The sequence below is a fragment of the Phytohabitans sp. LZ39 genome (assembly GCF_059359075.1).
In genome coordinates, this window is sequence record NZ_JCADBM010000018.1 from 174936 (window position 1) to 199729 (window position 24794).

General features: G+C 71.7%; 19 protein-coding genes. 9 read left to right on the forward strand and 10 right to left on the reverse strand.

The genetic code is table 11. From position 1 onward, the window contains the following. Window positions 1-13: 13 nt before the first annotated feature. The 9 genes from AC5L36_RS30735 (at window position 14) to AC5L36_RS30775 (ending at window position 9960) form a co-directional block, all read left to right on the forward strand. Window positions 14-613: a hypothetical protein gene (locus AC5L36_RS30735; RefSeq protein WP_441219884.1), complete on the forward strand. Its 600-nt coding sequence runs from the start codon at window positions 14-16 to the stop codon at window positions 611-613. Next, on the forward strand, window positions 610-1572 hold the full coding sequence (locus AC5L36_RS30740; protein WP_441219885.1) for a hypothetical protein: 963 nt from the start codon (window positions 610-612) through the stop codon (window positions 1570-1572). Before AC5L36_RS30735 ends, AC5L36_RS30740 begins: the two co-directional genes overlap by 4 nt. A gap of 254 nt (window positions 1573-1826) precedes the next feature. Further along, window positions 1827-3416 (forward strand): DUF4331 domain-containing protein, encoded by a 1590-nt coding sequence (locus tag AC5L36_RS30745; protein ID WP_441219886.1) that lies wholly within the window; start codon window positions 1827-1829, stop codon window positions 3414-3416. Between the two features lie 58 nt (window positions 3417-3474). Beyond that, window positions 3475-4764: a tetratricopeptide repeat protein gene (locus AC5L36_RS30750; RefSeq protein WP_441219887.1), complete on the forward strand. Its 1290-nt coding sequence runs from the start codon at window positions 3475-3477 to the stop codon at window positions 4762-4764. Then, window positions 4761-6137, forward strand: a complete 1377-nt coding sequence (locus tag AC5L36_RS30755; protein ID WP_441219888.1) for a hypothetical protein — start codon at window positions 4761-4763, stop codon at window positions 6135-6137. The genes AC5L36_RS30750 and AC5L36_RS30755 overlap by 4 nt, the downstream gene beginning before the upstream one ends. Window positions 6138-6432: 295 nt before the next feature. Next, on the forward strand, window positions 6433-6819 hold the full coding sequence (locus tag AC5L36_RS30760) for a VOC family protein (protein ID WP_441219889.1): 387 nt from the start codon (window positions 6433-6435) through the stop codon (window positions 6817-6819). A 48-nt stretch (window positions 6820-6867) separates the two neighbouring features. After that, a complete protein-coding gene (locus tag AC5L36_RS30765) occupies window positions 6868-8328 on the forward strand; it encodes a flavin-containing monooxygenase (RefSeq protein ID WP_441219890.1) in 1461 nt (486 codons plus the stop codon). Continuing rightward, window positions 8321-9175, forward strand: a complete 855-nt coding sequence (locus AC5L36_RS30770; protein ID WP_441219891.1) for an SDR family oxidoreductase — start codon at window positions 8321-8323, stop codon at window positions 9173-9175. The genes AC5L36_RS30765 and AC5L36_RS30770 overlap by 8 nt, the downstream gene beginning before the upstream one ends. Then, window positions 9172-9960, forward strand: coding sequence for an alpha/beta fold hydrolase (locus AC5L36_RS30775; protein WP_441219892.1), 789 nt, complete (start codon window positions 9172-9174; stop codon window positions 9958-9960). Before AC5L36_RS30770 ends, AC5L36_RS30775 begins: the two co-directional genes overlap by 4 nt. Window positions 9961-10443: 483 nt before the next feature. Here AC5L36_RS30775 and AC5L36_RS30780 read toward each other — a convergent pair whose 3' ends face one another. The 10 genes from AC5L36_RS30780 to AC5L36_RS30825 form a co-directional block, all read right to left on the reverse strand. Continuing rightward, window positions 10444-13107 (reverse strand): EAL domain-containing protein, encoded by a 2664-nt coding sequence (locus tag AC5L36_RS30780; protein WP_441219893.1) that lies wholly within the window; start codon window positions 13105-13107, stop codon window positions 10444-10446. Between the two features lie 122 nt (window positions 13108-13229). After that, window positions 13230-14999 (reverse strand): glycoside hydrolase family 6 protein, encoded by a 1770-nt coding sequence (locus tag AC5L36_RS30785; RefSeq protein ID WP_441219894.1) that lies wholly within the window; start codon window positions 14997-14999, stop codon window positions 13230-13232. A 1333-nt stretch (window positions 15000-16332) separates the two neighbouring features. Then, window positions 16333-17121: a class I SAM-dependent methyltransferase gene (locus AC5L36_RS30790; protein WP_441219895.1), complete on the reverse strand. Its 789-nt coding sequence runs from the start codon at window positions 17119-17121 to the stop codon at window positions 16333-16335. A 6-nt stretch (window positions 17122-17127) separates the two neighbouring features. After that, window positions 17128-17856 (reverse strand): ABC transporter ATP-binding protein, encoded by a 729-nt coding sequence (locus AC5L36_RS30795; protein ID WP_441219896.1) that lies wholly within the window; start codon window positions 17854-17856, stop codon window positions 17128-17130. Beyond that, window positions 17856-18572 (reverse strand): ABC transporter ATP-binding protein, encoded by a 717-nt coding sequence (locus AC5L36_RS30800; RefSeq protein ID WP_441219897.1) that lies wholly within the window; start codon window positions 18570-18572, stop codon window positions 17856-17858. The genes AC5L36_RS30795 and AC5L36_RS30800 overlap by 1 nt, the downstream gene beginning before the upstream one ends. Further along, window positions 18554-19471, reverse strand: a complete 918-nt coding sequence (locus AC5L36_RS30805) for a branched-chain amino acid ABC transporter permease (protein ID WP_441219898.1) — start codon at window positions 19469-19471, stop codon at window positions 18554-18556. Before AC5L36_RS30805 ends, AC5L36_RS30800 begins: the two co-directional genes overlap by 19 nt. Next, the gene (locus AC5L36_RS30810) at window positions 19468-20334 is read right to left on the reverse strand and encodes a branched-chain amino acid ABC transporter permease (protein WP_441219899.1); all 867 of its coding nucleotides are present in this window, start codon (window positions 20332-20334) and stop codon (window positions 19468-19470) included. The genes AC5L36_RS30805 and AC5L36_RS30810 overlap by 4 nt, the downstream gene beginning before the upstream one ends. Before the next feature lie 7 nt (window positions 20335-20341). Further along, window positions 20342-21517, reverse strand: a complete 1176-nt coding sequence (locus AC5L36_RS30815; RefSeq protein WP_441219900.1) for an ABC transporter substrate-binding protein — start codon at window positions 21515-21517, stop codon at window positions 20342-20344. Between the two features lie 23 nt (window positions 21518-21540). Further along, complete coding sequence (locus AC5L36_RS30820) at window positions 21541-21945, reverse strand: roadblock/LC7 domain-containing protein (RefSeq protein WP_441219901.1); 405 nt, start codon at window positions 21943-21945, stop codon at window positions 21541-21543. Then, entirely contained in the window at window positions 21942-24533 is a 2592-nt protein-coding gene (locus tag AC5L36_RS30825) for a sensor histidine kinase (RefSeq protein WP_441219902.1), read from the reverse strand. The genes AC5L36_RS30820 and AC5L36_RS30825 overlap by 4 nt, the downstream gene beginning before the upstream one ends. Window positions 24534-24794: the final 261 nt, after the last annotated feature.

The window sequence follows — 24794 nt, forward strand, 5'->3', positions numbered from 1 at the left end:
GAACTACACACCCATGTCAGCCACGCAGATCGTTGTCACCCTCATCGTCGTGCTCGCGGTGCTGGCCGCCGCGGGTGCCGGCTGGATGTTGTACCGCCGGTGGTCGCTGCGTCACCGGTTCGGCCCCGAGTACGACCGCCTCGTCGCACAGCGCGAGGGCAGGTCGGCCGCCGAGCGCGAGCTGCGCGAGCGCGAGCGCCGGCACGCCGAACTGGACCGCAGGCCGCTCAGCCCCGAGTCCCGCGCCCGCTACGCCGCGGAGTGGGAAGAAATCCAGATCCGTTTCGTCGAGTCGCCGGTCGAGGCCGTGAGCGCCGCCGAGGACCTCGTGGGCCGCATGGCCACCGAGCGCGGCTACCCCGCGGGCGACTTCGAGGAGCAAGCCGCATACCTGTCCGTCGAGCACTCGCGCTCGCTCGACCACTACCGCCAGGCGCACTCGGTGCGCGAGGCCGTCGACCGCGGCGAGAGCGACACCGAGCAGCTGCGCGAGGCGCTCGTGCACTACCGCGAGATGGTCACCGAGCTGCTCGGCCGCGAGGCCGTGCCCACCGCTCGCCGGCCCGCCGAGGAGGCCGCGCCGACGGCCGACGGTTACGAGAACAACCGGTGAGAGAGGGACACACGATGGCCAACCAGCAGACCCCCGAGCGGGTCACCTCCGATCCGGTTCCCGTGCCGCCGCCCACCGACGAGGACCGCGACCGGGACGGCGTTGTCGACGAGGACCGCGACCGGGACGGCGTCGACGAGCACGACCGGAACGGCGTGGTCGACGACCGCGACCGGGACGACGCGCGGCGGGACGCGGCCGAGGACGTCACCGACCGGGTGCCCGAGGACGCGATCGACGACCGCGGCACGTTCGAAGACCCGGTGCTCACCGGCGAGCGAAACGACCCGGACGACCTGACCGCCGTCGACACCCGTTCGTCCCACTTCGACGAGCCGGCGCCGCAGGAGACCGCGTTCGGCGCGGCCACCGTCGGCGGTGCGGTCGCCGCGGCGGCGCAGGCGGGCCCGTCCCGCGAGGTCCGCGACACCGACCCCGGCGCCGAGGGCGCCGTCGATGACCGCGACTTCGGCACCGACCCCGACGCTGTTCGGGACGGCCGCGACGACCGCGACACGGACACGACCCGCGATGACCTCCGCGGCGACACGACCGCGCTCGACGCGGACCGTGCGGCCGAGGAGCGGGCCTACCAGGACACGGCGGAGCGGCCGGTCGACGGCGCGGCCGACCTCCCGGAGATCGCGCCGGCCGTGGACACCCCGGCGGCGCCCAGCGCGGCGCCCGCCGTCGAGGAGCCGGTCGCCGGGCTGTGGGGCGAGGGGACCGCCCAGGGCTACCGCGACCGGTGGCGCGAGGTGCAGCTCCGCTTCATCGATGACCCGGCCGGTGCCGCCCGCGAGGCGAACCAGCTGGTCGAGGAGGCCGTCGGTGCGCTCACCGCCGAGCTGTCCCGGCAGAAGGAGTCGCTCAGCGGCTGGTCCGGTGAGGACACCGAGGAGCTGCGTTCCGTCGTCCGCCGCCACCGCGACTTCCTGGACCGCCTGCTCGGGCTTTGACAACGCTATTCGCATCCCGCGGGCCCGCGGATTGCTCAATGCGAGCTATCTGACAGCGACCCGTCCGGCACACATCGGGGTTCCGAACGCCTGGCATCACCTCGCACCGGGCGGAAGGAACCCCGATGTCCATAAGCACCCTAATGAACCTTTTTCAACCTCACCTCTCGGTCCGCCGTGAGCGTAAGCGCCGCGCCGTCCAGGTTGAAAAAAGTTCAATCTCCACGCGGCGCGGCGCCGCCGCACTCGCGGCGATGGCCGTGCTCGGCGGCGCGGGGCTCTACGGCCTCGGGCCGAGCGGCGCCGTGGCCTCCAGCCACCGTGAGGCGCCACTGATCGCGGCCGACCCGGCCGTCGACAACACCGACCTGTACGCGTTCGTCAGCCCCGACCGGCCCGACTACGTCACCTTCGTGGCGAACTGGATCCCGTTCGAGGAGCCCAACGGCGGGCCGAACTTCTACCCGTTCGCGACCGACGCCACCTACAACATCAACGTCGACAGCGACGGCGACGCCAAGGCCGACGCCGTCTTCCGCTGGAAGTTCAAGACCGAGGACCGCCGCGGCACCAAGACGTTCCTCTACAACAACGGCCCGGTGACCTCGCTGGACGACGAGAACCTGCTGGTCCGCCAGACGTACACGATGGAGTCCTCGTTCGGCGGCAAGCCGTTCAAGACCCGGGTGACCCGCGGGCCGGTGGCGCCGTCCCGGGTCGGCCCGGCGTCCATGCCGGACTACGCCAAGCTGCGCGACCAGGCCTCGATCCAGCTGCCCGGCGGCTGGAAGATCTACGCCGGCCAGGCGGACGACCCGTTCTTCCTGGACCTGCGGGTCTTCGACCTGCTGTACGGCGGCGACCTGAGCGAGACCGGCCAGGACACGGTCGCCGGCTACAACGTCAACACGATCGTCCTCCAGGTGCCGTTCAAGGACGTGGCGCTCAACGGCGACGCGAAGCGCAACCCCAACATCGGCGTGTGGACCACCACCGACCGGCCGCGCGTGCGGCTCGCCGGCGGCGGCTCGTCGGGTGACCGCGTGCAGGTCTCCCGCCTCGGCAACCCGCTGGTCAACGAGGTTGTCGTGCCGGCCGGGCTCAAGGACGCGTTCAACGCCTCCCGCCCCGACCAGGACGCCAAGAACCCCACCATCGTCAAGCGGGTGACCAACCCCGAGGTGCCGATGCTGATCGAGAAGATCTACGGCATCCCGGCGCCGGCGACACCCCGCAACGACCTTGTCGAGATCTTCCTGACCGGTATCACCACCAAGGCCGGTGGGCCGATCAAGGCGGACCTCAACTCGCAGCTCAACAACAAGGACGTGAATCCGAAGCGGTTCGTGCCGTCCGAGCAGCTGCGGCTCAACCTGACCGTGCCCGTCACCGCGGAGCCCAACCGGCTCGGCGTGCTCGCCGGCGACCTCCAGGGCTTCCCGAACGGGCGGCGGCTAACCGACGACGTGCTGGACATCGAGATCCAGGCGCTCGAGGGCGCGGCGCAGACCGGCAAGATCGTGGACGCGCTGGCCGCCGGCGACAAGGTCGACGCCAACGACCAGCAGTTCAGCGACACGTTCCCGTACCTCGCGCTGCCCAACGGCGTCGGCGTCAACACCGGTGGCGACGGCGTGAAGCCGGCTGCCGCCGACGGGTCCTCTTCGGACGGTCCGGCCCTGACTCCGGCCGGGTTCGCCAGCAAGGCCGACGACGACATGCCCGCCACCATCGCGGCGGCGGCCGTCGGGGTCGCGGCGAGCGCGGGCCTCGGCCTGCTGGTCCTCGCCTGGCTGTGGCGCCGCCGGGTCCGCCTCGCGGACCAGCGCACCCAGCGGTTCTGACCCTCGTTCCGGACGCGCCGCCCCAGCGCGGCGCGCCCGCTCTCCCTGGAGGCTCCACATGCGACGGACAGTCCTCATCGGCGGCGCGGCGGCGCTCGCCGTCGCGGTGACCGGTGCGGCGGCCGTGTTCGGCCCCACCGGAAACACCCCGGCGACCGCGCCGGCCGCGGCCGCCGCACCTGCCGACCCGATTGTCCGCGCGCAGGAACGCGTCCGGCTCGTCCCGGGCGACTGGCGCGGCTGGGCGGCGCTCGCGGTCGCGTACGTCGAGCGCGGCCGCACCACCGGCGACCCCACCAACTACCCGCGCGCGGACGAGGCGGTCCGCCGGTCGCTGGCCGTACGCGCCACCGGCAACGGCGAGGCGCTCGTCGCGCAGGGCGCGCTGGCCAACGCCCGCCACGAGTTCGCCGCCGCCCGGCGCTTCGCCCTCGACGCCACGAAGATCAACGAACACGACGCGGACGCCTACGCGGTGCTCGCCGACGCGGAGACCCAGCTGGGCAACGTGGCCGCCGCGACCGCCGCGGTACAGCGCCAGCTCGACCTGCGGCCGGGCCTGTCCGCGTACGCCCGCGCCTCCTACGACCTTGAGCTGCGCGGCAAAGTCGCCGAGGCCACCGACCTGATGCGGCGGGCACTCGACGCGGCGTTCAGCCCCTCCGACATCGGCTTCTGCCGGGTGCAGCTCGGCGACCTCGCCTGGCACGCCGGCGACCTCCACGAGGCGACCCGCCAGTACGACGCCGGCCTCGCCGCCGACCCCACATCCGTGACGCTGCGGCGCGGCAAGGCACGCGCCGACTGGGCCGCCGGGCGGCGGGAGGCGGCCCTCGCCGGGTACGCCGACATCACCCACCGCGCGCCAACACCGTCCTATGTGCTCGAGTACGCCGACCTGCTCCGCGCCGCCGGCCGGGCCGCCGAGGCGGACGCCCAGCTCGATCTGGCCGTCGCGGGCCACCGCCTCTTCACCGCCGCGGGTGGCGTCGACGGGCTGACCGGCACCGCGCTCGCCCTGGCCGCCGGCGACCCCGCCACCGCGCTGAAGGAGGCGCGGGGCGAGTGGTCGCGCCGCAGCCACGCCGACGTCGCGGACAACCTCGCCTGGGCGCTGCACCACGCCGGGCGGGACGCCGAAGCCCTGCGGTACGCCCGCGCGGCGGTCCAGAGTGGAGCGAAGTCGGCCACGTACATGTACCACCTGGGTGTGATCGAGCTGGGTCTGGGCCGCACCGGCCCGGCAAAGGCCGACCTGGCCGCGGCGCTGCGCCTCAACCCCCACTTCTCGCCCACCGACGCGCCGCTGGCGCGCACCCTGCTCGCGGGACCGGAGGTCACCCGATGAAACGCCGCTGGCTGCTCGCGCTCGCCGCCGCACCGCTCGCTTTCCTGCTGCTGCCGGCCGCGCCGGCGAGTGCGCACCCGCTCGGCAACTTCTCCGTCAACCAGTACACCGGCCTGACCATGCACCCTGACCGGATCGACGCGACGGCGGTCGTCGACTTCGCCGAGATCCCGACGCTCCAGGCCACGGCGGAACCCACCTGCGCGGACCTCGCACTCTCCGCGGCCGTCGACGGCGAAGCTCTACAGTGGACTCTCAAGTCGAGCGACTTCGCCTACGTCGAGGGCAGCGGGGGCCTCAGGACGAGCCGCCTCACGTGTGAGCTGTCGGCCGCGGTCCGCTTGGAGACCGCGACGGTGACGGTGGAAAACCGGTACGCGCCGGACCGGATCGGCTGGCGCGAGATGACCGCCCGCGGCGAGGGCGTGCGGGTCGAGTCGTCACTGCCGGCCGAGAGCATCAGCGACGAGCTACGCACCTATCCCGCCGACCCGCTGTCGTCCGCGCCGGACGTACGCTCGGCCACCCTGCGGGTCACCCCCGGCGACGGCACGGCGGGCGCCGCACTGAGCCGCCCGGACGACGGCCTGCTCGCCGGCGTCACCGCGGGCGTGGAGCGGCGCTTCCAGGAGCTGGCCGGCGGCCGCCTCACCCCGACCGTCGGGCTGCTCGCCGTGCTGCTGGCACTGCTGCTCGGCGCCGGGCACGCGGCACTGCCCGGGCACGGCAAGACAGTGCTGGCCGCCTACGCCGCGGCCCAGCGCCGCCGGATCCGCGACGCGCTCGCGGTCGGCGCAACCGTGACGCTCACCCACACCGGCGGCGTGCTGGTGGTCGGCCTGCTGCTGGCCACGTCCAGCACGCTCGCCGGGGACCGCCTGCTCGGCTACCTCGGCATCGTGAGCGGGGCCATCGTGGTCGCGGTGGGGATCGGCATGTTCGTCCGCCGCCGCAAGGGCGCACACCATCACCATCACCACCACGGCCACACGCACTCGCACGATCACGACCATGGGGACGGGCATCACCACCACCATCACCACGGCGGCTCAGGGCGGCTCGGTCTCGCCGGCATCGGCATCGCCGGGGGCCTGGTGCCCAGCCCGTCCGCGATCGTGGTCCTGCTGGCCGCGATCGGGCTGGGGCGCACGGCGTTCGGCGTGGTGCTCGTGCTGGCGTACGGCGTCGGCATGGCCGCGACCCTCACCGCGGTGGGCCTGGCGCTGGTCGCCGCCCAACGCCGCCTCGGCCGCCTGCCCAAGCTCCCCGCGCTCGCCCAGCGCTTCTCGAAGCTGGCTCCGGCCGGCACCGCCACGCTGGTCATGATGGTCGGCGCCGGCGTAGCCGCCCGCGCCGCCGCAGGCGTCTTCTAGAAACCTCCGGCGACAACCGCTTCGACCGCCACGGCCACGAAACCCCGTTCGAAGGACAGAGATCCGAGCTACCGCGATGCCCGTCGTGGTCCAGACCGCTGCTCCCGCGGCCTCACCCGTCCGCTGCTGGTCGCGCCCACCCCGCCGGCGTACCACTACGACCGCATCATCGAGCAGGGCTTCTACGGCTGGCTCGGCGACGTGCGGATCGTCGACCGACCGGTGCCAGTGAGCTCATTCCTCAACGCGTTAGCACCGCACGGGCTTAGAGTCGGCCACGAGGGAGGTACGCACCATGAGCGGAAAGATCGTTCACTTCGAAATGCCCGCCGACGACATGGAGCGGGCGCAGACCTTCTACCGGGACGCCTTCGGCTGGCAGCTCACCCCCGTGCCGGAGATGTCGTACACGATGGTGGTCACCACACCGAGCGACGAGCAGGGCATGCCCATCGAGCCGGGCGCCATCAACGGCGGGCTCACCCCGCGCCAGTCCCCCGTCTCCGCGCCGACGCTCACGATCGGCGTGGACAGTGTCGACGAAGCGCTGGCGACGGTGGAAAGGCACGGCGGCAAGGTGGTGGCCGGCACGATGGCGGTCGGCGACATGGGGTTCGTCGGCTACTTCAGCGACACCGAGGGCAACGTCGTCGGGCTCTGGCAGAACGCCGCGCCGGCCTGATCGAAAGCCGCCCTTCCCCGGGGCGTTACCCGATGGTAACTTCCGAGAATGGCGGGTCCACAGCACCATCGGATCGCGGTGATCGGGGCGGGTTTCAGCGGCCTCGGCGCCGCGATCCGGCTCAAGCAGCGGGGATATGACGACTTCGTGGTGCTCGACCGGGGCACCGAGGTGGGCGGCACCTGGCGCGACAACACCTACCCCGGCTGCGCCTGCGACGTTCCCTCGCACCTCTACTCGTACTCTTTCGATCTCAATCCGGAGTGGAGCCGCAGCTTCTCCCCGCAGCCGGAGATCTGGGACTACCTGCGCCGCCGCGTCGCCGTGTACGGCCTGGACCGGCACCTGCGCCTGGCGACCGAGGTGCACACCGCGGCCTGGGACGGCGGCCGGTGGATGGTCGAGACGTCCACGGGCACGTACAGCGCGGACATCCTCATCTCCGCCACGGGCGCGCTCTGTGAGCCGGCGCAGCCGAAGCTGCCCGGGCTGGAGACGTTCACCGGCGAGGTCTTCCACTCGGCTCAGTGGAACCACGACCTCGACCTCACCGGCCGCCGCGTGGCGGTGGTGGGCACCGGCGCGTCCGCGATCCAGTTCGTGCCGGCGATCGCGCCGGACGTGGAGCGGCTGCACGTCTTCCAGCGCACCGCGCCGTGGGTGATGCCGAAGACCGACCGGCCGATCAGCCGGCTGGAGCGGCGCGTGTTCCGGGCGGTGCCGGGTACCCAGCGGCTGGCCCGCGCGGGCATCTACTGGCTCCGGGAGTTCTGGCAGGGCACCGCGTTTCTCCAGCCGGTCATGATGCGGCTCGGCCAGCGGATGGCCCGGGCCCACCTGCGCAAGCAGGTGCCCGACCCGGAGCTGCGCGCCAAGCTCACCCCGCGATACCGGATGGGCTGCAAGCGGGTCCTGCTCTCCAACGACTACTACCCCGCGCTGACCCGGTCCAATGTGGAGGTCGTCACCGACGCCGTCACCGAGGTGCGCCCCGACGCGGTGGTCGCCGCCGACGGCACCGTGCGCGAGGTCGACACGATCATCTTCGGCACCGGGTTTCACGTCACCGACAACCCGATCGCCCAGAAGATCCGCGGCCGCGACGGGCGCACGCTCGCCGAGGTGTGGCAGGGCTCGCCGAAGGCATACCTGGGCACGACCGTCGCCGGCTTTCCCAACCTCTTCCTGCTGCTCGGCCCGGGCACCGGCACCGGGCACACGTCGGTGGTCTTCATGATGGAGTGCCAGCTCGCGTACGTGCTGGACGCCCTGCGCCACCTCGACCGCACCGGCGCCGCCGCGATCGAGCCGACGCCGGCCGCACAGCGCGGGTTCATCTCCACTGTGGACAAGAAGATGGTCGGCACGGTGTGGCAGACCGGCTGCAAGAGCTGGTACCAGGACGCCACCGGCCGCGTCGCCGCGATCTGGCCGGGCTACACCTGGTCGTACCGGCTGCGCACCAGGCGCTTCGATCCCGCCGACTACGAGGTGGTGGCCAATGCTTGACGGCAAGGTCGTGTTCATCACCGGCGCCGCCCGGGGCATCGGCGCGCACACCGCACGGCTGGCGGCGGCCCGCGGCGCGACGGTAGTGCTCGCCGGACTGGAGCCCGAGCGCCTCGCCGCCGTCGCGGCCGAGACCGGCGGCGCCTGGTTCGAGGCCGACGTGACCGACCAGTCGTCGCTCAACCGCGCGGCCGCCGGGACGGTCGAGCGGTACGGGCGCATCGACGCGGTCGTGGCCAACGCCGGCATCTTCCCGCGCGGCACGATCGCGGCCGGCGACATCGAGGCGATGACACACACCGTGCAGGTCAATCTCGTCGGCGTGATGCGCACGGTCGCGGCGACGGTCGACCACCTCATCGCCAGCCACGGGTACTGCCTGCTCGTCTCGTCGGCCGCCGCGTTCACCGCGCTGCCCGGCATGGCGGCGTACTGCGCGTCGAAGGCGGGCGTGGAGCAGTTCGGCAACGCGATCCGGCTGGAGCTGCGGCACCGCGGCGTCCGGGTCGGCACGGCGCACATGTCGTTCGTCGACACCGACATGGTCCGCGACGTGCAGGAGGACATGCCCGAGTTTCGCGAGACGCTGCACAAGCTGCCGTGGCCGCTCGGCACGCTCACCTCCGTGGAGACGTGCGCGCGGGCGTTCGTCGACGCGATCGAGCGGCGCCGGCGCAAGGTGTACGTGCCGCGCGCGATCGGCGCGGTGCAGGCGATCCGCTCGGTGATGCTCAGCCCGCTCAGCGACGCGATCGTCGGGCACAGCGCCCGCACCGGCGTGCCCCGGATGGAGGAGCAGGTCCGCGCGCTGGGACGCGCCTTCGGCCGGCACGGCGGTGGCCGATGATCGTGTACGAACGGCGCGGCGCCGGTGAGCCGCTCGTGCTGCTGCACGGCATCGGCCACCACTGGCAAGCCTGGCTGCCGGTACTCGACCGGCTCGCCGAGGCACACGACGTGATCGCGGTCGACCTGCCCGGCTTCGGCGGATCCCCGATGCCGGCCGAGGGCCCGCCGCGCGACATGGCCAAGGCCGTCGACGGCGTCGCGACCTTCCTGACCGACCTCGGCCTCGACCGGCCGCACGTGGCCGGCAACAGCCTCGGCGGCGCGATAGCGCTCGAGCTGGCCAACGCCGGCCTTGTCTCGTCGGTGACCGCGCTCTCCCCCGCCGGCTTCTGGAACCGCCGCGAACTGCGCTGGGCGATCGGCACGCTGACCGCCCACCGGTGGGGCACCCGGCTGCCCGAGCCGTTCATGCGCACCGCGTTCCGGTACGGCGCCTTCCGCGCGCTCTGCTTCGGCATGATCTGCGCCCGCCCCGGCCGCATCACGCCCGAGGTGGCCCTCTCCGACGCGCTGGCGCTCCGCGACGGCCACGCCTTCCGCGCGGTGGCCAGGGCCGGCCGGGCATACGCCTACCAGGGCGCTCCGCCCGTGCCGGTGACCATCGCCTGGGGCACGCGCGACAAGATCCTGCCCTACCGACAGGCCGCCCGCGCGAAGGCGGCACTGCCCGAGGCCCGCCACGTCGACCTGCCCGGCTGCGGCCACGTGCCGATGAGCGACAACCCGGACCTCGTCGCCTCGGTGATCCTCACGACCACAGGCGCCACCCGCTCGACTCCTTGACCTTGGATTTGCCCGCGCTCTCTGTCCGCTTTCGAAATCCAATTTCGAAAATGAGCTACCGCGATGCCCGTCGTGGTCCAGACCGCTGCTCCCGCGGCCTCTCCCATCCGCCGCTGGTCACGCCCAGCCCGGCGGCTGCGCCGGGCCCTACGGGCCCCGGCTGGGTAGGTGCGCGTGGGATGCATTTGCTCTGCTTCCCTGGAGTGGCCACCCCCATCGGCCCGCCGCCAGCAAGGGGAGGGCGTCGTGCGTGGGAGCGGTCTAGAGACCTTTCGGGTTCAGGGTGACGCTGTTGTGGTGTGTCTCAAGCTTGGGTTGCCCGGGTCCTCACGTCGCCGCCGACCCGGCAACAGACATTGTCGGCGAATCCCCTCCCGGGAAGGGGTGACCGTGACCAACCGCGAAGGGTGAGGCTGCGGGAGCAGCGGTCTGGACCACGACGGGCGTCGCGGTAGCTCAAATCTCTGAAGATTTGGGGAGGGGTCACGAGATGAGGCGCTCGGCATCCTCGGCGGGCACCGGCTCGGAGAAGAGGTGGCCTTGGCCGTAGGCGCAGCCGAGCCGCAGCAAGTGGTCGCGCTGCTCCTCGGTCTCCACGCTCTCGGCGATGAGTTGGAGGCCGAGGTTGCTGCCCATCAGCACGATCGTGTGCACGAGCGCGCTGCTCTTGGCGTCGACGCCGAGCCGGGCCACGAAGGAGCGGTCGATCTTCAGGGCGTCGATCGGTAGGCGGTGCAACGCCTCCAGCGACGAGTAGCCGGTGCCGAAGTCGTCGATGTGTAGCTCGCAGCCCAGGTTGTGCAGGTCTTCGAGCATCTTGCGGGCCAGCCCGACGTTGTTCATGATCACGCCTTCGGTGATCTCGAACGCCAGGCAGCGGGGGTGCAGGCGGGACACGCGCAGCGCCTCCGCCACGTCGTCGACAAGGCCGCCCTGCCAGAACTGGCGGTTGGAGACGTTGACGCTGATCCGCAGGTCTTCGCGCCCGGGGGTGCGCTGCCAGGCGGCCAGCTGCCGGCACGACTCGGCGATCACCCAGCGGCCGATCGGGATGACGAGTCCGGTCTCCTCGGCCACCGCGAGGAAGTATTCGGGCAGCACCAGGCCGCGGGTGGGGTGCCGCCAGCGGATCAGCGCCTCGAACGCGCGGGTGCGGCCGCCGACGAGCTGCGCGATCGGCTGGTAGTGCACCTCCAGCTCGCCCCGCTCGATGGCCCGGCGCAGCTCGGTCTCGATCTGGAGGCGCACGACGGCCTTGGCGTGCATGGCCACGTCGAAAAGCGCGTGCGAGCCCTTGCGCTGCGACTTGGACCAGTACATCGCGATGTCCGCGTCGCGCACGAGGTCTTCGGGGTCCGCGTACCTCGGGCCGCCCAGCGTGATGCCGATCGAGGCGGTCACCACGACTTCCTGCCCTTGCAGGCGGAACGGGGGCGCCAGCGCGGCGTGCAGGCGCTCGGCGACCTGCGTCGGCGTGTACGGGTCGGCGACGCCGTCGAGCAGGATCAAGAACTCGTCGCCGCCGAACCGGGCCGCGGTGTCCCGCTCGCGCAGGCTGTGCGAGATCCGGTTGGCCACCTGGATCAGCAGCGCGTCGCCGGCCGCGTGCCCGAGGCTGTCGTTGACCACCTTGAAGCCGTCGAGGTCGACGAAGAGGACGGCGCACTCCTCGCCGTCGCGCATCGCTTCGCGGAGGCGTTCCAGGAAGAGGGTGCGGTTGGGCAGGTGGGTGAGGTGGTCGTACTGGGCGGCCACCCGCAGCCGCTCCTCCTGCTCGCGGAGTGTGGCAAGCACCTGCTGGTAGTCGAGGGCGACGGTGAGCAGCGCGGCCCAGTGATTGATCGGCTCGCGCCCGGTGCCGGTGCGGGTCTCGACCGCGTCGACGACCGCGAGCAGCCCCCAGTCGCTGCCGTCGACCTTGACCGGGACCACGAACGTGACCGCGTCGCCGTCCTGCCGCGCCACGTCGAGCAGGTCGGGCGGCGGGAACTCGCTCACCGGGATCACCAGCGGCTGGGCGGTGCTCGGCTTGTCGCGCGTGTACACGCCGACCAGGTCGAGCGGCGGGTCGGTGCGGGAGGGGTCGGTCCAGAGCCCGAGGCTGCCGGCCCGCGCGCTGGTGCGGCCGAGCCAGCTCAGCCGGCGCGGGTCCTCCTCGTGCGCGCGGAGCAGGTCCATGCTCACCACGTACTGCTTGCTGAGGATGCCCTGTAGGTGGGTGCGCTCGCGGAAGTGCGCCCGCCCCTCGGCCTCCATCCGGGCCAGCGGCGGCAGAGTGGGCGCCTCGCCGGTGTCGTGGCGCCGGCAGCCGCACGACTCGCGGACGACGAGCGAGGTGCTCACGTACTGCCGGCCGCGCGGCACCGCCTCACCGCGGATGCGGCGCACCAGCAGGTCGGCCGCGGTCCGCCCGATGGTGTCGACCGGGTGGTTGACGGTGGTGAGGCGGGGCAGGCTGTACTGCGCGCCACGCACGTCGTCGAAGCCGACCACGGCCAGGTCTTCCGGCACCCGGTAGCCGGCGGCGATCAGGCCCTGCATGAGGCCGATCGCGTTCGCGTCGGTGCCGGTGATGACCGCGGTGGCGGGCATGCCGGCGCCGATCACCACGCGGGCGGCCTCCTCGCCGCTGGACATCTGGTTGTCCTCGATCGGGAAGAGCAGCCCCGGGTCGGGCTCGATGCCATGCGTGCGGAGCGCCTCGCGGTACGCCTCGTACCGCTGGCGGATGTCCTTCGCGCCGAGGTAGCCGGCGAACGCGATCCGCTCGTGGCCGTGCGCGACGAGATGGGCCACCGCTTCGCGGATGCCGCTGCCGTTGTCCGGCACCACCACCGGGCAGTCCAGCTCCGGCACTTCGTGGCTCACGATCACGACCGGCTTGCCGGCCTCCTGGACGGCCGCGAGGTAGCCCGGGTGCACCGCGTTGATGATCACGATGAACCCGGAGACGCGCCGCCACGCCACCGGATAGGAGAGGTCGGAGGGCTCCACCTCGGTCTGGTCGGTGCCGGCGTCAAGCGTCTGCACGGCGACGACGCTCGCGCCCTCGACCGCGGCGGAGCGCGCGATGCCACGCAGCAGCCCGCCGAAATACCAGCCGCCGAGGAAGGGCGTCAACACGCCCAGGGTCAGATCTCCCGACACCTGCGAGGCTACGCCGATCTTGCGCGCGCCGTCCGGCAATCGGGAATGACCACGGGGCCCGGGCGTTTCGCCCGGACCCCGCAGCCTCTTCATGTCTTCCTTACCTTGTACTCACTGTCGCCTTACAGGGGCGGGTAGGCGTTCTGCATCAGCTGCGAGAACTGAGCGGCGAACCAGGCACCGGAGATCGGAGCGCCGGAGAGCGCGCCGCTCATGCTGTTGCCGTTACGGGCGTTGCCGGCGTAGTTCGGGTCGCACATCTGGTCGAAGCCCTTGCCCTCGTTGTTCGGGATCAGGGTGCTCGAACCGTCCGACTCACCCGGAGGCTTGACCCACACGTAGGCGTCGATGCCAGCCGGGCCGGGGTTGGCCCGCGGACGCTCGCCGAGGCCGGCGCCGCTCTGGTTGCACCAGTTGCCCTTGTGGATACGGCGGTCGATCTTCGAACCGTTGATCTGCTCGTCGAGCGTGCCCGTGGTACGCGGGCCGGTCGGGCGGGCCGAGCCGCCCCAGCCGTTGCGGGACGTGTCGATGATCATGCCGATGTTGGACGAGAAGCCGGCCTGGACAAGCCGCGTGCGGAACGCCTGGGCGAAGCTCAGCTCGTCGTTGTACCGGTTCCAGTCGATCCACTTGGACTGGCGGTTCTGCTCGGTAACCGTGATGTACGGCTCCGACAGGGCCGAGTAGTTGGCCGTGTTGACGATGAAGCCGGTCACGTTGGCGATGTTGCTGCCCTGGGCGCGGGCGGCGGTGGCGAGCAGCTCGGCGGTCGGGCCGAAGTTGTCGTCCCAGCCGATCCAGCCGTGGTGCGCGGCGTCGATGTAGTTGTACACGTTCGGGATCGCGCCAAGCTTGGCCAGCGCGTATCCGACACCGTTCACGTAGTTGCCGTTGGACTTCATCGTGTTGCACATCGCGGTCTCGGTCGGCCGGCCGGACACGTTCGTGATCAGGTTCGGCAGCGAGTCGATCTCGATGATGTTGATGATCCGCAGGCTGCGGAACCGCGCGTCGTTCTGGTACGCGGCGATCGGGTCGATGTACGCCGTCTTGTACCGGTCGATCTCGGTCGGGCCGAGCTCACCGTTGGACGCCAGCGCGGCACAGTCGCGGCCGGGCAGGTTGTAGATCACGAACTGGATGTAGTTCGCGCCCTGCTGGACCGCTGCGAGCAGGTGGTCCTCGACGCCCATCGGGCCGTTCGAGCTGCTGCCGCTGGTGCCCTCGATCGCGGCGATGCGGTCGATCCACACCGCGGTCGGGTTGTTGGAGACCCGGCTACCGCCGGAGACGCTCTCCGCCTTGGCCTTCCACTCCGGGTTGACGTAGCCACGGCCAACGTACGGGTTGTCGACACGCGTCCCGGGCGGACCCGTCGTGGGGTTCGTGGTCGGCGGGGTGGTCGTCGGGTTCGTGGTCGGGTTGCCCGTCGGGTTACCGGTCGTCGGGTTGGTCGTCACCGGCGAGCCGGTGCAGACGGTGCCGTTGACCGAGAACGAGGTCGGCGCCGAGTTGGTGCCGTTCCAGTTGCCGATGAAGCCGAGGCTGAGCGAGCCGCCGTTGGCGACGTTGCCGTTCCACCCCTCGTTGGCCACGGTCACATTGCTGCCGCTCTGCGAGAAGCGGCCGCCCCAGCCCTGCTGCACGGTCTGGCCGTTGGCGAACGAAAACGTCAGGCTCCACGAGGTCCAGGCGTCGCCGACGTTGCGTACGGCGATGTCGCCCTGGAACCCTGGGGTCCACTGGTTTGTGACCCTGTAGGTCACGCTGCAACCCGCGGCGGCGCTGGCTGGCAAAGCCTGGATCACCGAGAGGCCGCCCAAGCCAAGCACAGCGACCGCGCCAATGGCGAGGCGCTGTTTCCGGGTACGACTCGAGACGAGTCTCATTCCTGTTACTCCTACATCGTCGCGCGGCAACCAGAGCGGATAGCTCTGGCCCGGCGGGCCGCGGGCGTCGCGGACGCGCGCGCCGCAGGCACGCCTTAGGGTTAGCTCGCCGGCCCGGAAGGCAAGCTGGAGATGGTGAGATCCCGCCCAGCCTGAAGGCTGGGGGAAGTGGTCCGCCGTGCGGAACGGCTGGAGACCGGCCCGCGTGCCCTGGCGAAGCTCACTCGCATCGGCTCCCCCGAATGCGTAGAGCGAGTCTTGCATGGGAGGGCTCCCATGCACAAGAAGCTCCGCAAGAAAGCGATTCCTACCTGGCTTTCCGGTACCAAGACAGATCGGACGCATCGGCGCGACTCGATGCCCTAGCTGCCCGTGGACCCGTCGCCGGGCCTCCACACCGACCCTCCGCGGAGGTCGGCGGCCCGCGGAGCGAGCCGAGCTCCCCCGCTCCGCCGCCAGGTCCGCGGTCCAAGCCCTCGGCGACCGCAGGGCGGCAACGCCGCATAAGCGAATGCGACGGCGAGGCTTGAGATCTAGGCGACTTTGGGTTGATATGGCGCCCTAACTCTCCCGGGATCGTTGGCCGGTATTTCCAGTGCCTGTGTGTCACCGTCCGACTGGCCCTTGATCGGCGCCGAGGACTCAACGCCCCTGGAGGGGTCCAGATGACCACGATCCACAAGCTGGCCGCCGATCACCCTTCGATCCCTGAATCCCTTATCTGGACAGAGATTTGAGCTACCGCGACGTCCGTCGTGGTCCGGACCCCTGCACGGGGCCCCCGGGGAAACGTGGAGCGCCGCGGAGCGTTTTCTTGGGGTGCATTTCCCGCGGCCTCACCGTCCGCTTTTGGTCGCGCTCTGCGCGCAGCCGGCCGGGAGGAAGAGGGCGATCCTGGAAAGCCACGGGGGTTTCGTCGCCGCGAGTAACCGCTGCGACGGTGTGAGCGGCGCAAGATTCGAGATCTAGGACAGTTAGGGCGCTATATCAACCCTAAACGTCCTAGATCTCGAAGGCCCGATCCCGGACTGGTCACGGCGCGTCACGGTGGCGGAGGTACGGTCGCGAAGACTCCTGCGGGGGCTTGTCCCGCGGACCTGGCAGTGGACGGCCGGGAGTTTCGGCGAGCGCTGCGAGCCGCCGGCCGGGAACGGTGCCCGCGGGAAAGCACCCCAAGAAAACGCTCCGCCGCGCTCCACGTTTCCCCGGGGACCCCGCGCACACGGCCCGCCGCTGACGCGGACGCGGACAAATCCGCGCAAGAAGCCGGTCTTGATTGGGGCGCGGCGCGGGGGCCGGAGGGTGGCAGCCCGCGCGCCGCGAACGACAAGAGCTAGAGGGACTTACGGCCGCGGGTGGAGACGAACTGGTAGGAGAGCGACGCGAACGCCGGGTCCCGCGACAGCTGCCGGAACGCGCGCAGCTGGTCCAGCGAGATCCCCGACGCCAGCAGCCGCGGCTCCAGGGTGCGGGAGTTGAGGTCGTGCAGGGCGGCGCCGGACGAGCCGCCGGTCCAGCTCTGTGAGTGGGTGATGGTGTCGATGTCGGTGAGGCCGGCCAGCGCCATCTCGGTGTGCACGTCCTGGGCCCACGCCAGGTCGGCGCCGCGGTCGCGCAGGCAACCCAGGATCGCCTCCATGACCTGCCCGAAGAGCTTGGCCGCGTCATCGGTCGGCGCGGTCAGCACGCGCAGCGGCGCCGTGCAGTCGAACTCCTCGACCACCAGCCAGCCGCCGGGAGCCAGCGCGTTGACCAGCTCGGTCAGCACCTTGCGGCGTTCCGGCAGGTGGAGCAGGAGCAGGCGGGCGTGGATCAGGTCGTACGGGCCGCCCGCCGGGGCCGGCTCGGTGCGGGCGTCGTGGCGCACCACGGTGAGGTTGCCACCGGAGGTTATGTGGGACGGGTCGATGTCGGAGGCGACCACCTGGCCCTCGGGTCCGACGGCGCTGGCCATCAGCCGGGCGACCGAGCCGCCGCCGGCGCCGACCTCCCAGCAGGTCGCACCGGCGCGCATGAGCGGGCGGAGGCGGGCGCCCGTCAGCGGGTCGAGGAATGCCTCCAGCGTGGCGAGTTGGGCGTCGGCCTCTGGTGCGTGGTTGTCGAACGAGTAGCCGGTGGGCACGATCGGTCAGCTCCCTTGCGGTAGTGGCTGGTCGATGCTGAGCATCGATTGGACGGTCGTGGGGTCCGCGCGTACCCGCGCGGTTGGCGCGTCGTAGATCACGCGCCCGTAATCCAGGACTGCGATCCGGTCCGCCACCTCGATCGCGTGGTCGAGCCGCTGCTCGACGAGCAGCAGGCCCAGTCCGGCCTTGGCCAGGCCGGTGACGAGGCCGCGTACCCGTGCGGCCAGGTCCAGTGCGAGCCCCTCCGAGGGCTCGTCGAGCAACAGCACCCGGGGCTGTGTGAGCAGCGCGCGGGCGATCGCGAGCATCTGCTGCTCGCCGCCGGAGAGCTGGTCGCCCCGGTGGTCGAGCCGCTCGCCCAGGCGAGGCAGCAGCTCCAGCACGCCTCTGACGGTCCACATCGGACCTTCTTGGTGGCGGGCCGCCAGCTTCAGGTGTTCGGCCACGGTGAGGCTGGGGAAGACCCGCCGTCCCTGCGGGACGATGCCCACCCCGGCCCGCGCCACCTGATGCGCGGGCCGGCCCGCCAGGTCCGCGCCGCAGATCTCCACCACGCCGGAGTACGGGCGCAGCAGGCCGGCGATCGCGTGTACCAGCGTGGTCTTGCCGGCGCCGTTGCGCCCGACGAGCGCCTGCACCGTGCCCGCCTCGACGCAGAGCCCGACGCCATGCAACACCCGCCCGCCGTGGTAGCCGGCGTAGAGGTCGTCGACGCGCAGAGCGACGGCCATTACGCCACCGCCCCGCTGTACGCCTGCCGCACCGCGTGCGACACCCGGATCTCGTCCGGCGTGCCGGTGACCACGTACTGGCCGTCGCGCAGCACGGTAACCACGTCGGCGAGCGCGTACACGAGGTCGAGCCGGTGCTCGACCAGCAGTACGGTCACGTCTTCGGGCAGGTCGCCGAGCACCGCGCCGAGCCGTTCGAACTCCACAGCGGACAGTCCCGCCGCGGGCTCGTCGAGCAGGAGCAGCCGCGGCTCGCCGGCCAGCGCCATGGCGATCTCCAGCTGCCGCCGCTGGCCGTGCGAGAGGCGTTCGGCCTGTACTCCCGCGTGGTCGGCCAGGCCGAGCCGGTCGAGCAGCTCGATGGCCGGGCGGCGGGAGCGCTTGACCCCGCCCCGCCGCCGGGACGCCGCCACGGCCACGTTGTCCAATGTGGTCAGTGATGGCCACACCGCCGGACGTTGGTGGATCCGGCCGATCCCCAGCCGCGCCCGCCGCGCCGGCCCGTAGCCGGTGATGTCCTGCCCGTCGAAGCGGATCCGCCCGCCGCTGGGCCGGATCGCGCCGGCCACCAGGTCGAGCAGTGTGGTCTTGCCGGCGCCGTTCGGCCCGATGACCGCCCGGCGCTCGCCCGGTACGAGGCGCATGTCGAGCCGGTCCACCGCGACCAGCGAGCCGTACCGCCGGGTGAGTGCCTCCGTTACGAGAATGTCCGCCATAGAACCCCCTTCGCCGCACGGTCCCGCCGACCGATACGGCGCCAGTCGAATCCCGCCACCCCGCGTGGCAGGAGGTAGGCCGTCAGCACGAACAGCGCGCCGAGGAGCAGCGGCGCGTGTCCGGGCAGCAGGCCGGAGAGCCAGTCGCGGGCGGCGAAGACGAGCGCCGTGCCCGCGACCGCGCCGAGCATCGACCCGGCGCCACCGATCACCACCCCCAGCAGGAGCAGGGCGGCGACATCGAACCCGAAGTCGGCCGGCGAGACGTACTGCTGGGTGGTGACCAGGAGTGCCCCGCCCGCGCCGGCGATCGCGCCCGCCGCCACGTACGCCCCGGTCAGGTACGCCGTCACCGGATGACCGCTGGCCCGCATCCGCGCCTCGTCGTCGCGGCTGGCCCGCAGGAGCAGCCCAGCCGGCGAGCGGAGTGCGAGCAGCACGAGGGCGAGGATCACGACGACCACCGCGAGGGCGTAGAGGTAACGCGCCCGGTCGGTGTCGAGCGTGGTGGTCGCGATAAGCCCGTCGGTGCCGCCGGTCACCGACTTCCAGCGGCCGGCCACGATGATCGCCAGCTCGCCGATCGCCAGCGTGATCATGAGTACGTACACGCCCCGCGCGTACACCACCAGCGGCGCGGTGAGCAGCGCGAAGCCGGCGCCGGCGCCGATCGCGGCGACGAGTTGCACCGGCCCGTCGAGTTGGGCGGCCGTGTACGCGCCGGCGGCGAACGGGGCCGTCTGCCCGAGCGTGGGCAGCCCGGTGACGCCGGTCAGCAGCGCCACGCTCACCGCTACCAGCCCGAGCACGAGGATCCGTGCCACCGTGGCCGTCGTGTAGTCGTCGACGAACCACGGCACCGCCACCGCGACGGCGCCCAAGACCGCAAGTAGTTTCACGCCATGCTCCAACGCCGCAGGAGGCCTCGCGCGCGGGCGGCGAGGATCAGGGCCATGGCCGCGTACAAGAGGAAAGGAGCGGCCGTCGGAAGCAGAGCGACCCCGAGGGTCTGTATCTCTCCCACCGCGAGTGCCGCGAGCAGCGTGCCCCCGACGGAGTTGAGGCCGCCGAGCACGACCACGACAAGAGATAGAAGGAGCACGGTCGCGGCCGTCGACGGCCCCGGGCCGATGATCGGCGCGCCGAGCACACCGGCGAGCCCGGCGAGTGCGCCCGACACCGCGAGCACGCCGACCCGCACGCGGGTGGGGTCGACGCCGAGGCAGGCCACCATCTGCGGGTCGTCGACCGCGGCCCGCACCAGCATGCCGGCGCGGGTGCGGGTCACGGTCAGGTAGAGGCCGACCGCGATCGCCGCGGCGACCACGATGAAGACCAGCCGGTACGCGGCGTAGGGGTGGCCGGCCAGGTCGATCGGGCGGTCCAGCGCCACCGGCACGCGCACCGGCAGGTCCTCCGGGCCGAACGCGCTGACCAGCAGGCTCCCGCCGGCCAGCGCGAGCCCGAAGGTCAGCAGCGCCTGGGTGAGGTGGTCGCCCCGCTTCACCGGTGTGAGCAGGCCGGCCAATGCCGTGCCCGCGGCTGTGGAGGCGACCACCCCGGCGACCAGCGCCAGCGGCACCGCGGCCCAGCCTCCGTCAGCCAGCCATGCCGCCATGTAGGCGCCGATCGCGTACAGGGTGCCGTGGGCCAGGTTGAGGATCCCGGCGACGCCGAAGCTCAACACCAGCCCCGCGGCGACCACGAAAAGCAGCAGACCGTACGCGACGCCGTCGAGCGCCGGAATCAGGTACGGCTCCACTGTGGACTCACTCGCCGACGGTCGCGAGGTCGCCGACGACCGTGTTGGACAATGCCCGGCCGTCGGGGCGGACCTGCCGCAGGTACCACTTCTGCACCGGCGAGTGGGTCTTCTTGGAGAACTGCCAGGCGCCGCGCGGGCTCTCGATCTGGCCCAGCCCGGCGATCGCGTTGTTGATGCTCTCCGCGGTCGGATTGGCGCCCGCCGCACCGATCGCCTTGTCCAGCACCGCGGCCGCGTCGAACGAGGCCATCGCGTACGTGGTCGGCGGGCCGTCGTGGTCGGCCTTCCACGCGGCGACGAACTCGCGGTTTTGCGCGTTGTCGAGGTCGGGCGAGTAGTTGAGCACCGAGAAGACGTTGCGGGCCGAGTCACCCTGCGCGTTGAGCACGCCGCCTTCGGTCAGGAAGCCGGCCGCGTACAGGGGCAGGTCCTTGACCTCCGACTGGGCGTACTGCTTGACGAAGTCGATCGCCGCCCCGCCCGCGTAGAACGTGTAGACCGCCGAGGCGCCGGAGGCCTTGATCTGCGCGAAGTAGGGGGTGAAGTTCTTCGTCGCCGGGAACGGCGTGAACCGCGCCTTGCCGTCCGGGTTGGCGAGCTCGCCGCCGGCCTTGGCGTACGCGTCGGTGAAGCCCTTGAGCTGGTCCCAGCCGCCCTGGTAGTCGGGGCCGATCGCGTAGACCTTGCCCTTGACGTTGTCGCGCACGTACTGGGCGATGGCCGCGCCGGTCTCCTGGGAGAGGTACGAGGTGTGCCAGGTGTGGCTGATGTCGTCGATCTTCGGCCGCGCGTTGGCGCCGATGAACGGGATCTTCGCCTGGGCCAGCACCGGCTGGATCGCCGCCGCGGAGCCACCGCCGACGACGCCGGTGAGCGCGACGACCTTGTCCTGCTTGACGAGCTTGGTGGCGGCGGGCACCGCGGTCGGCGCGCCGTCGCCCTCGTCGGCCACGACGAGCTCGACCGGGTGGCCGCCCAGCTTGCCGCCGTGCATGTTGAGGTAGAGCTGGAAGCCGTCGCGCATGTCCGTGCCGATCGCCTGGTACGTGCCGGACAGCGAAGCGAGCAAGCCGATCTTGAGCGAGCCGGTGGCGGCACCGCTCTCGTTGCTGCAAGCTGTCGCGCCGGTCGCCGCCAGGCCGAGGGCAATCAGCGCGGCGGTCATCTTGTGGGTACGCATCGAGGTGTACTCCGGGGGTCGGTTCAGCGGGAGTGGGAAAGGGCGGAGCGAGCCGCCGGGGTGAGCGCGTCGCCGATGCGGTTGGCCAGTTCCGTCATCTCGTACGACACCTTCCCGACGTCACAGTTGGGCGTGGCCAGCACGAGCAGCGAAGCGCCGTCGTTGAAGGCCATGGAGAACATGAAGCCGCCCTCGAGCTGGGTGACGTTGGAGATCACCGCGCCCGCGTCGAAAAAGGCGGCGGCGCCGCGCAGGAGGCTGACGAGGCCGCTGCCGGTGGCCGCGAGCTGGTCGGCCCGGTCCGGCGGCAGTGCGCGCGTGGCCGCCACCATGAGCCCATCGGCCGAGATGGCGATGGCATGGCTCACGTCCGGTGCGCGCTCGGCGAAGCTGTCCAGCATCCAGCCGAGGTCTCGTTGGTTGGTCACGAAGGCTCTCCTGTCGCGTCGTTGTTGGTGGCGTTGGCCAGGGGGCGGCGGCCCGCGACACCGCGGGCGTACGCGGACATGGCGGACGCGACCTGCGCGGGGTCGCGCTGCTCGGGCCGGCCCTGGTCGCCGCTGGGCGGCACCGCGCCGGGGATCAGGTGTGCCTGCGGCTTGCGGATCGGCAGGCCGGTGCGGGTGGTGCCGGCCACCTTCGGGGTTTCGAGCTGAGACGCCGCGCGCCAACCGTCGTCACCGGGCGTGCTCCAGTTGGCCACGGCCGGTGGGACCGGGGACTCGGCGACCGGCGCGGGCGCGGGCTGGGCTGGCGCTTCGCTCTGCTCCAACCTGACCGCGTGGTCGTGATCCGCCCGGAACCAGCTGTTGACCTGCTCGAAGATGATCAGCTCCTGGGTCTGGTCGATCTCCCGCACGGGTGCACGGCCCTGGATCGGGAGGGGTTCCGGCGGTGCGGGCGGCGGTGTGGCCGGCGGCCGTGCCGGTAGTCCGCCGTTCGCGCCGTAGATACCGCCGTTGGTGCCTTGCTGACCGCCGCCGTTGACCGGGGGCAGTGGCCCGGCGTGCGGCGTGCGTGGCAGCGGGATCTGCATGCCGGCCGGCGCGGGGCTGACCGGGATCGGGCCGTCCATGCGGATGGCGGCCTCCATCGGGCTCCCGAAGAGCGGCGCGTGGCCGGCGCTGGGCAGCTCCTGGTCCTCGGGCACCGGGCGGATCAGGTTGCCCGGCAACGCGACCTCGGCGATCGTGCCGAGCCGCGGGCCGGGACGCAGCTCCACCGTCGCGCCGAGGCGGATGGCGAGCTGGCCGACCACGACGAGACCCATGGCCCGCACGGCGGCGACGTCGATCGCCGGGGGCCGGGAGAGCACGTGGTTGAGCTGGGCCAGCCGCTCCTTGGGCAAGCCGACACCCTCGTCGCTGATCTGCACGATGACCCGGTCGCCGAGGCTCCGGGCGGTCACCCAGGTCTCGCTCTCCGGCGGGGCGTACGTCGTCGCGTTGTCCATCAGCTCGGCGAGCAGGTGCACGACCTCGTCGACCGCGTCCCGGGAGACCGCGACGTCGGTGTCGACCACGCCGAGGCGCACCCGCTCGTAGTGCTCGATCTGGGAGAGCGCGGCTTGCAACATCTTCGACAGCGGCACGTCGTCCTGCCGCATGCGGCCGACGCCGACGCCACCGAGCACCAAAAGGCTGGCGTTGATCCGCGCCATCCGGGTGGCCAGGTTGTCCAATGTGTACAGCCGCTGGAGCCGCTCGGGATCGGTCTCGTCCTGTTCGACGAGGTCGACCTGGGCCAGCACCGAGTCCACCAGGCGCTGCTCGCGGCGGCTGAGGTGGATGAAGATCTTCGCGGTGTTGGCCCGCATGACGGCCTGCTCGGCGGCGGTGCGGACAGCCGCCCGGTGCACGGCGGTGAACGCCTCGCCCACCTCGCCGATCTCGTCGCCGCTGCCCCGCTCCATGCTCGTGGTGACCTGCGCGGCCAGCATCTCGGGATGCACGGACGCGTCGGGCCGGCGCAGCTCCTCGACCATCGCGGGCAGCTCGTCGAAGGCCACCGCGTTCGCCTCGTCGCGCAACCGCCGCAAGCGGTGCGTGATCTGGCGGGCGACCGCCCACGTGACGAGCACGGTGAGGGCGAGCGCCACGGCCATCGCGGCCGCCTCGAGGATCGCGTTGCGCCGCTCGTCCACCCGCGCCGCGTCGATCCGGTCGAAGACGGCGCTGTCGACGCGCTGCTGCACCTCGAACAGCCGGCGGGCCCAGGACTGGGTCGCGGCGATCCAGTCGGCGGTAGGCACCCGCAGCTTGCTGCCCGGCTCGGCGCGCGAGACCTGGTCCTGTAGCCGCTGGAGCCCGACGATCTCCTGGCCGCTGCCCGCCTGCTCCCACCAGACCCGCCACTCGGGGCTGGCGAGGCTGAGGAAGGCGAGGCTGTTTTCGGTGAAGCCGGTACGCGAGGCGGTGATGTCCTGCTGCATCGCGGGCGTCAGCTGCCCGGCGGCGAGGGCGCGCATGACCGCGACCTGCTGCTGCCCCACGGCCTCGCCGGCCTTGGAGAGCGCTGACGACGCACGGATCTGGTCGGCGATCTCCGCCGACTCGACGCCCTGCGCGGTCGCCTCGCGGTAGGCCAGCAGGTCCGCGACGATGATGCGGTAGCTGAAGGTCATTGCGGAGACCGAGGCGTTCGCCGCGGTGCGCACCTGCGCCCGCAGCGGTCCAAGGTCGTCGATGGATCCGTCGATCCGCTGAAGGACGGCCGCGGTGCTCGACGGCACGGACGGCACGAGGGCCCGCTGCCGCCGGTACTCGGCGACCGCCTTGTCCGTCTCCGCCGTCTGCTTCGCGTACGCGTCCTCCTGGCGGGTGCCCCCGGTGGCCAGAAGATCGGCCGCGGAGACCCGCTCACGCTGCAACTGGTAAGCCAGGGCGCCCGCGTCGGCGCCAAGGCGCGCGAGGACACCGAGGTCACTGGCCCGCTCGGCTTGCTGGACGCTGCCCGCTAGCGCCAGGCCGGCGAAGCCGACGACAGCGACAAGGGGCGCGGCAACGATGATGCGCATGCGAGAGGCGATCTTCCAGCCCCGCTGCCGAGGGCCCGGTCGGGCCGCATGGGCATTCTTCCCGGACGCCAAGATTTCACTCCCACGGGTGGTCGGCACAGTTCCATGTGCACGTTGCAGGTAGCAATTCCCATCCGATCGCACACGTGGTGCGACAAACAGGGTTGCCCGAGGTACGAAAAACTGGTACCTGCATCTGTACCGCCCGGAGAGGATCAACCACTCTCCGTAGCAAAGCCTGATCCACCCGCTCCACCGGCA

What these genes read in the sequence shown, in the direction of transcription:
- AC5L36_RS30750 (WP_441219887.1), top strand. Translation starts at nt 3,475, where the DNA reads ATGCGACGGACAGTCCTCATCGGCGGCGCGGCGGCGCTCGCCGTCGCG.
- AC5L36_RS30815 (WP_441219900.1), bottom strand. Translation starts at nt 21,517, where the DNA reads ATGCGTACCCACAAGATGACCGCCGCGCTGATTGCCCTCGGCCTGGCG.
- AC5L36_RS30760 (WP_441219889.1), top strand. Translation starts at nt 6,433, where the DNA reads ATGAGCGGAAAGATCGTTCACTTCGAAATGCCCGCCGACGACATGGAG.
- AC5L36_RS30795 (WP_441219896.1), bottom strand. Translation starts at nt 17,856, where the DNA reads ATGGCCGTCGCTCTGCGCGTCGACGACCTCTACGCCGGCTACCACGGC.
- AC5L36_RS30785 (WP_441219894.1), bottom strand. Translation starts at nt 14,999, where the DNA reads ATGAGACTCGTCTCGAGTCGTACCCGGAAACAGCGCCTCGCCATTGGC.
- AC5L36_RS30765 (WP_441219890.1), top strand. Translation starts at nt 6,868, where the DNA reads ATGGCGGGTCCACAGCACCATCGGATCGCGGTGATCGGGGCGGGTTTC.
- AC5L36_RS30735 (WP_441219884.1), top strand. Translation starts at nt 14, where the DNA reads ATGTCAGCCACGCAGATCGTTGTCACCCTCATCGTCGTGCTCGCGGTG.
- AC5L36_RS30770 (WP_441219891.1), top strand. Translation starts at nt 8,321, where the DNA reads ATGCTTGACGGCAAGGTCGTGTTCATCACCGGCGCCGCCCGGGGCATC.
- AC5L36_RS30825 (WP_441219902.1), bottom strand. Translation starts at nt 24,533, where the DNA reads ATGCGCATCATCGTTGCCGCGCCCCTTGTCGCTGTCGTCGGCTTCGCC.
- AC5L36_RS30800 (WP_441219897.1), bottom strand. Translation starts at nt 18,572, where the DNA reads ATGGCGGACATTCTCGTAACGGAGGCACTCACCCGGCGGTACGGCTCG.
- AC5L36_RS30755 (WP_441219888.1), top strand. Translation starts at nt 4,761, where the DNA reads ATGAAACGCCGCTGGCTGCTCGCGCTCGCCGCCGCACCGCTCGCTTTC.
- AC5L36_RS30745 (WP_441219886.1), top strand. Translation starts at nt 1,827, where the DNA reads ATGGCCGTGCTCGGCGGCGCGGGGCTCTACGGCCTCGGGCCGAGCGGC.
- AC5L36_RS30775 (WP_441219892.1), top strand. Translation starts at nt 9,172, where the DNA reads ATGATCGTGTACGAACGGCGCGGCGCCGGTGAGCCGCTCGTGCTGCTG.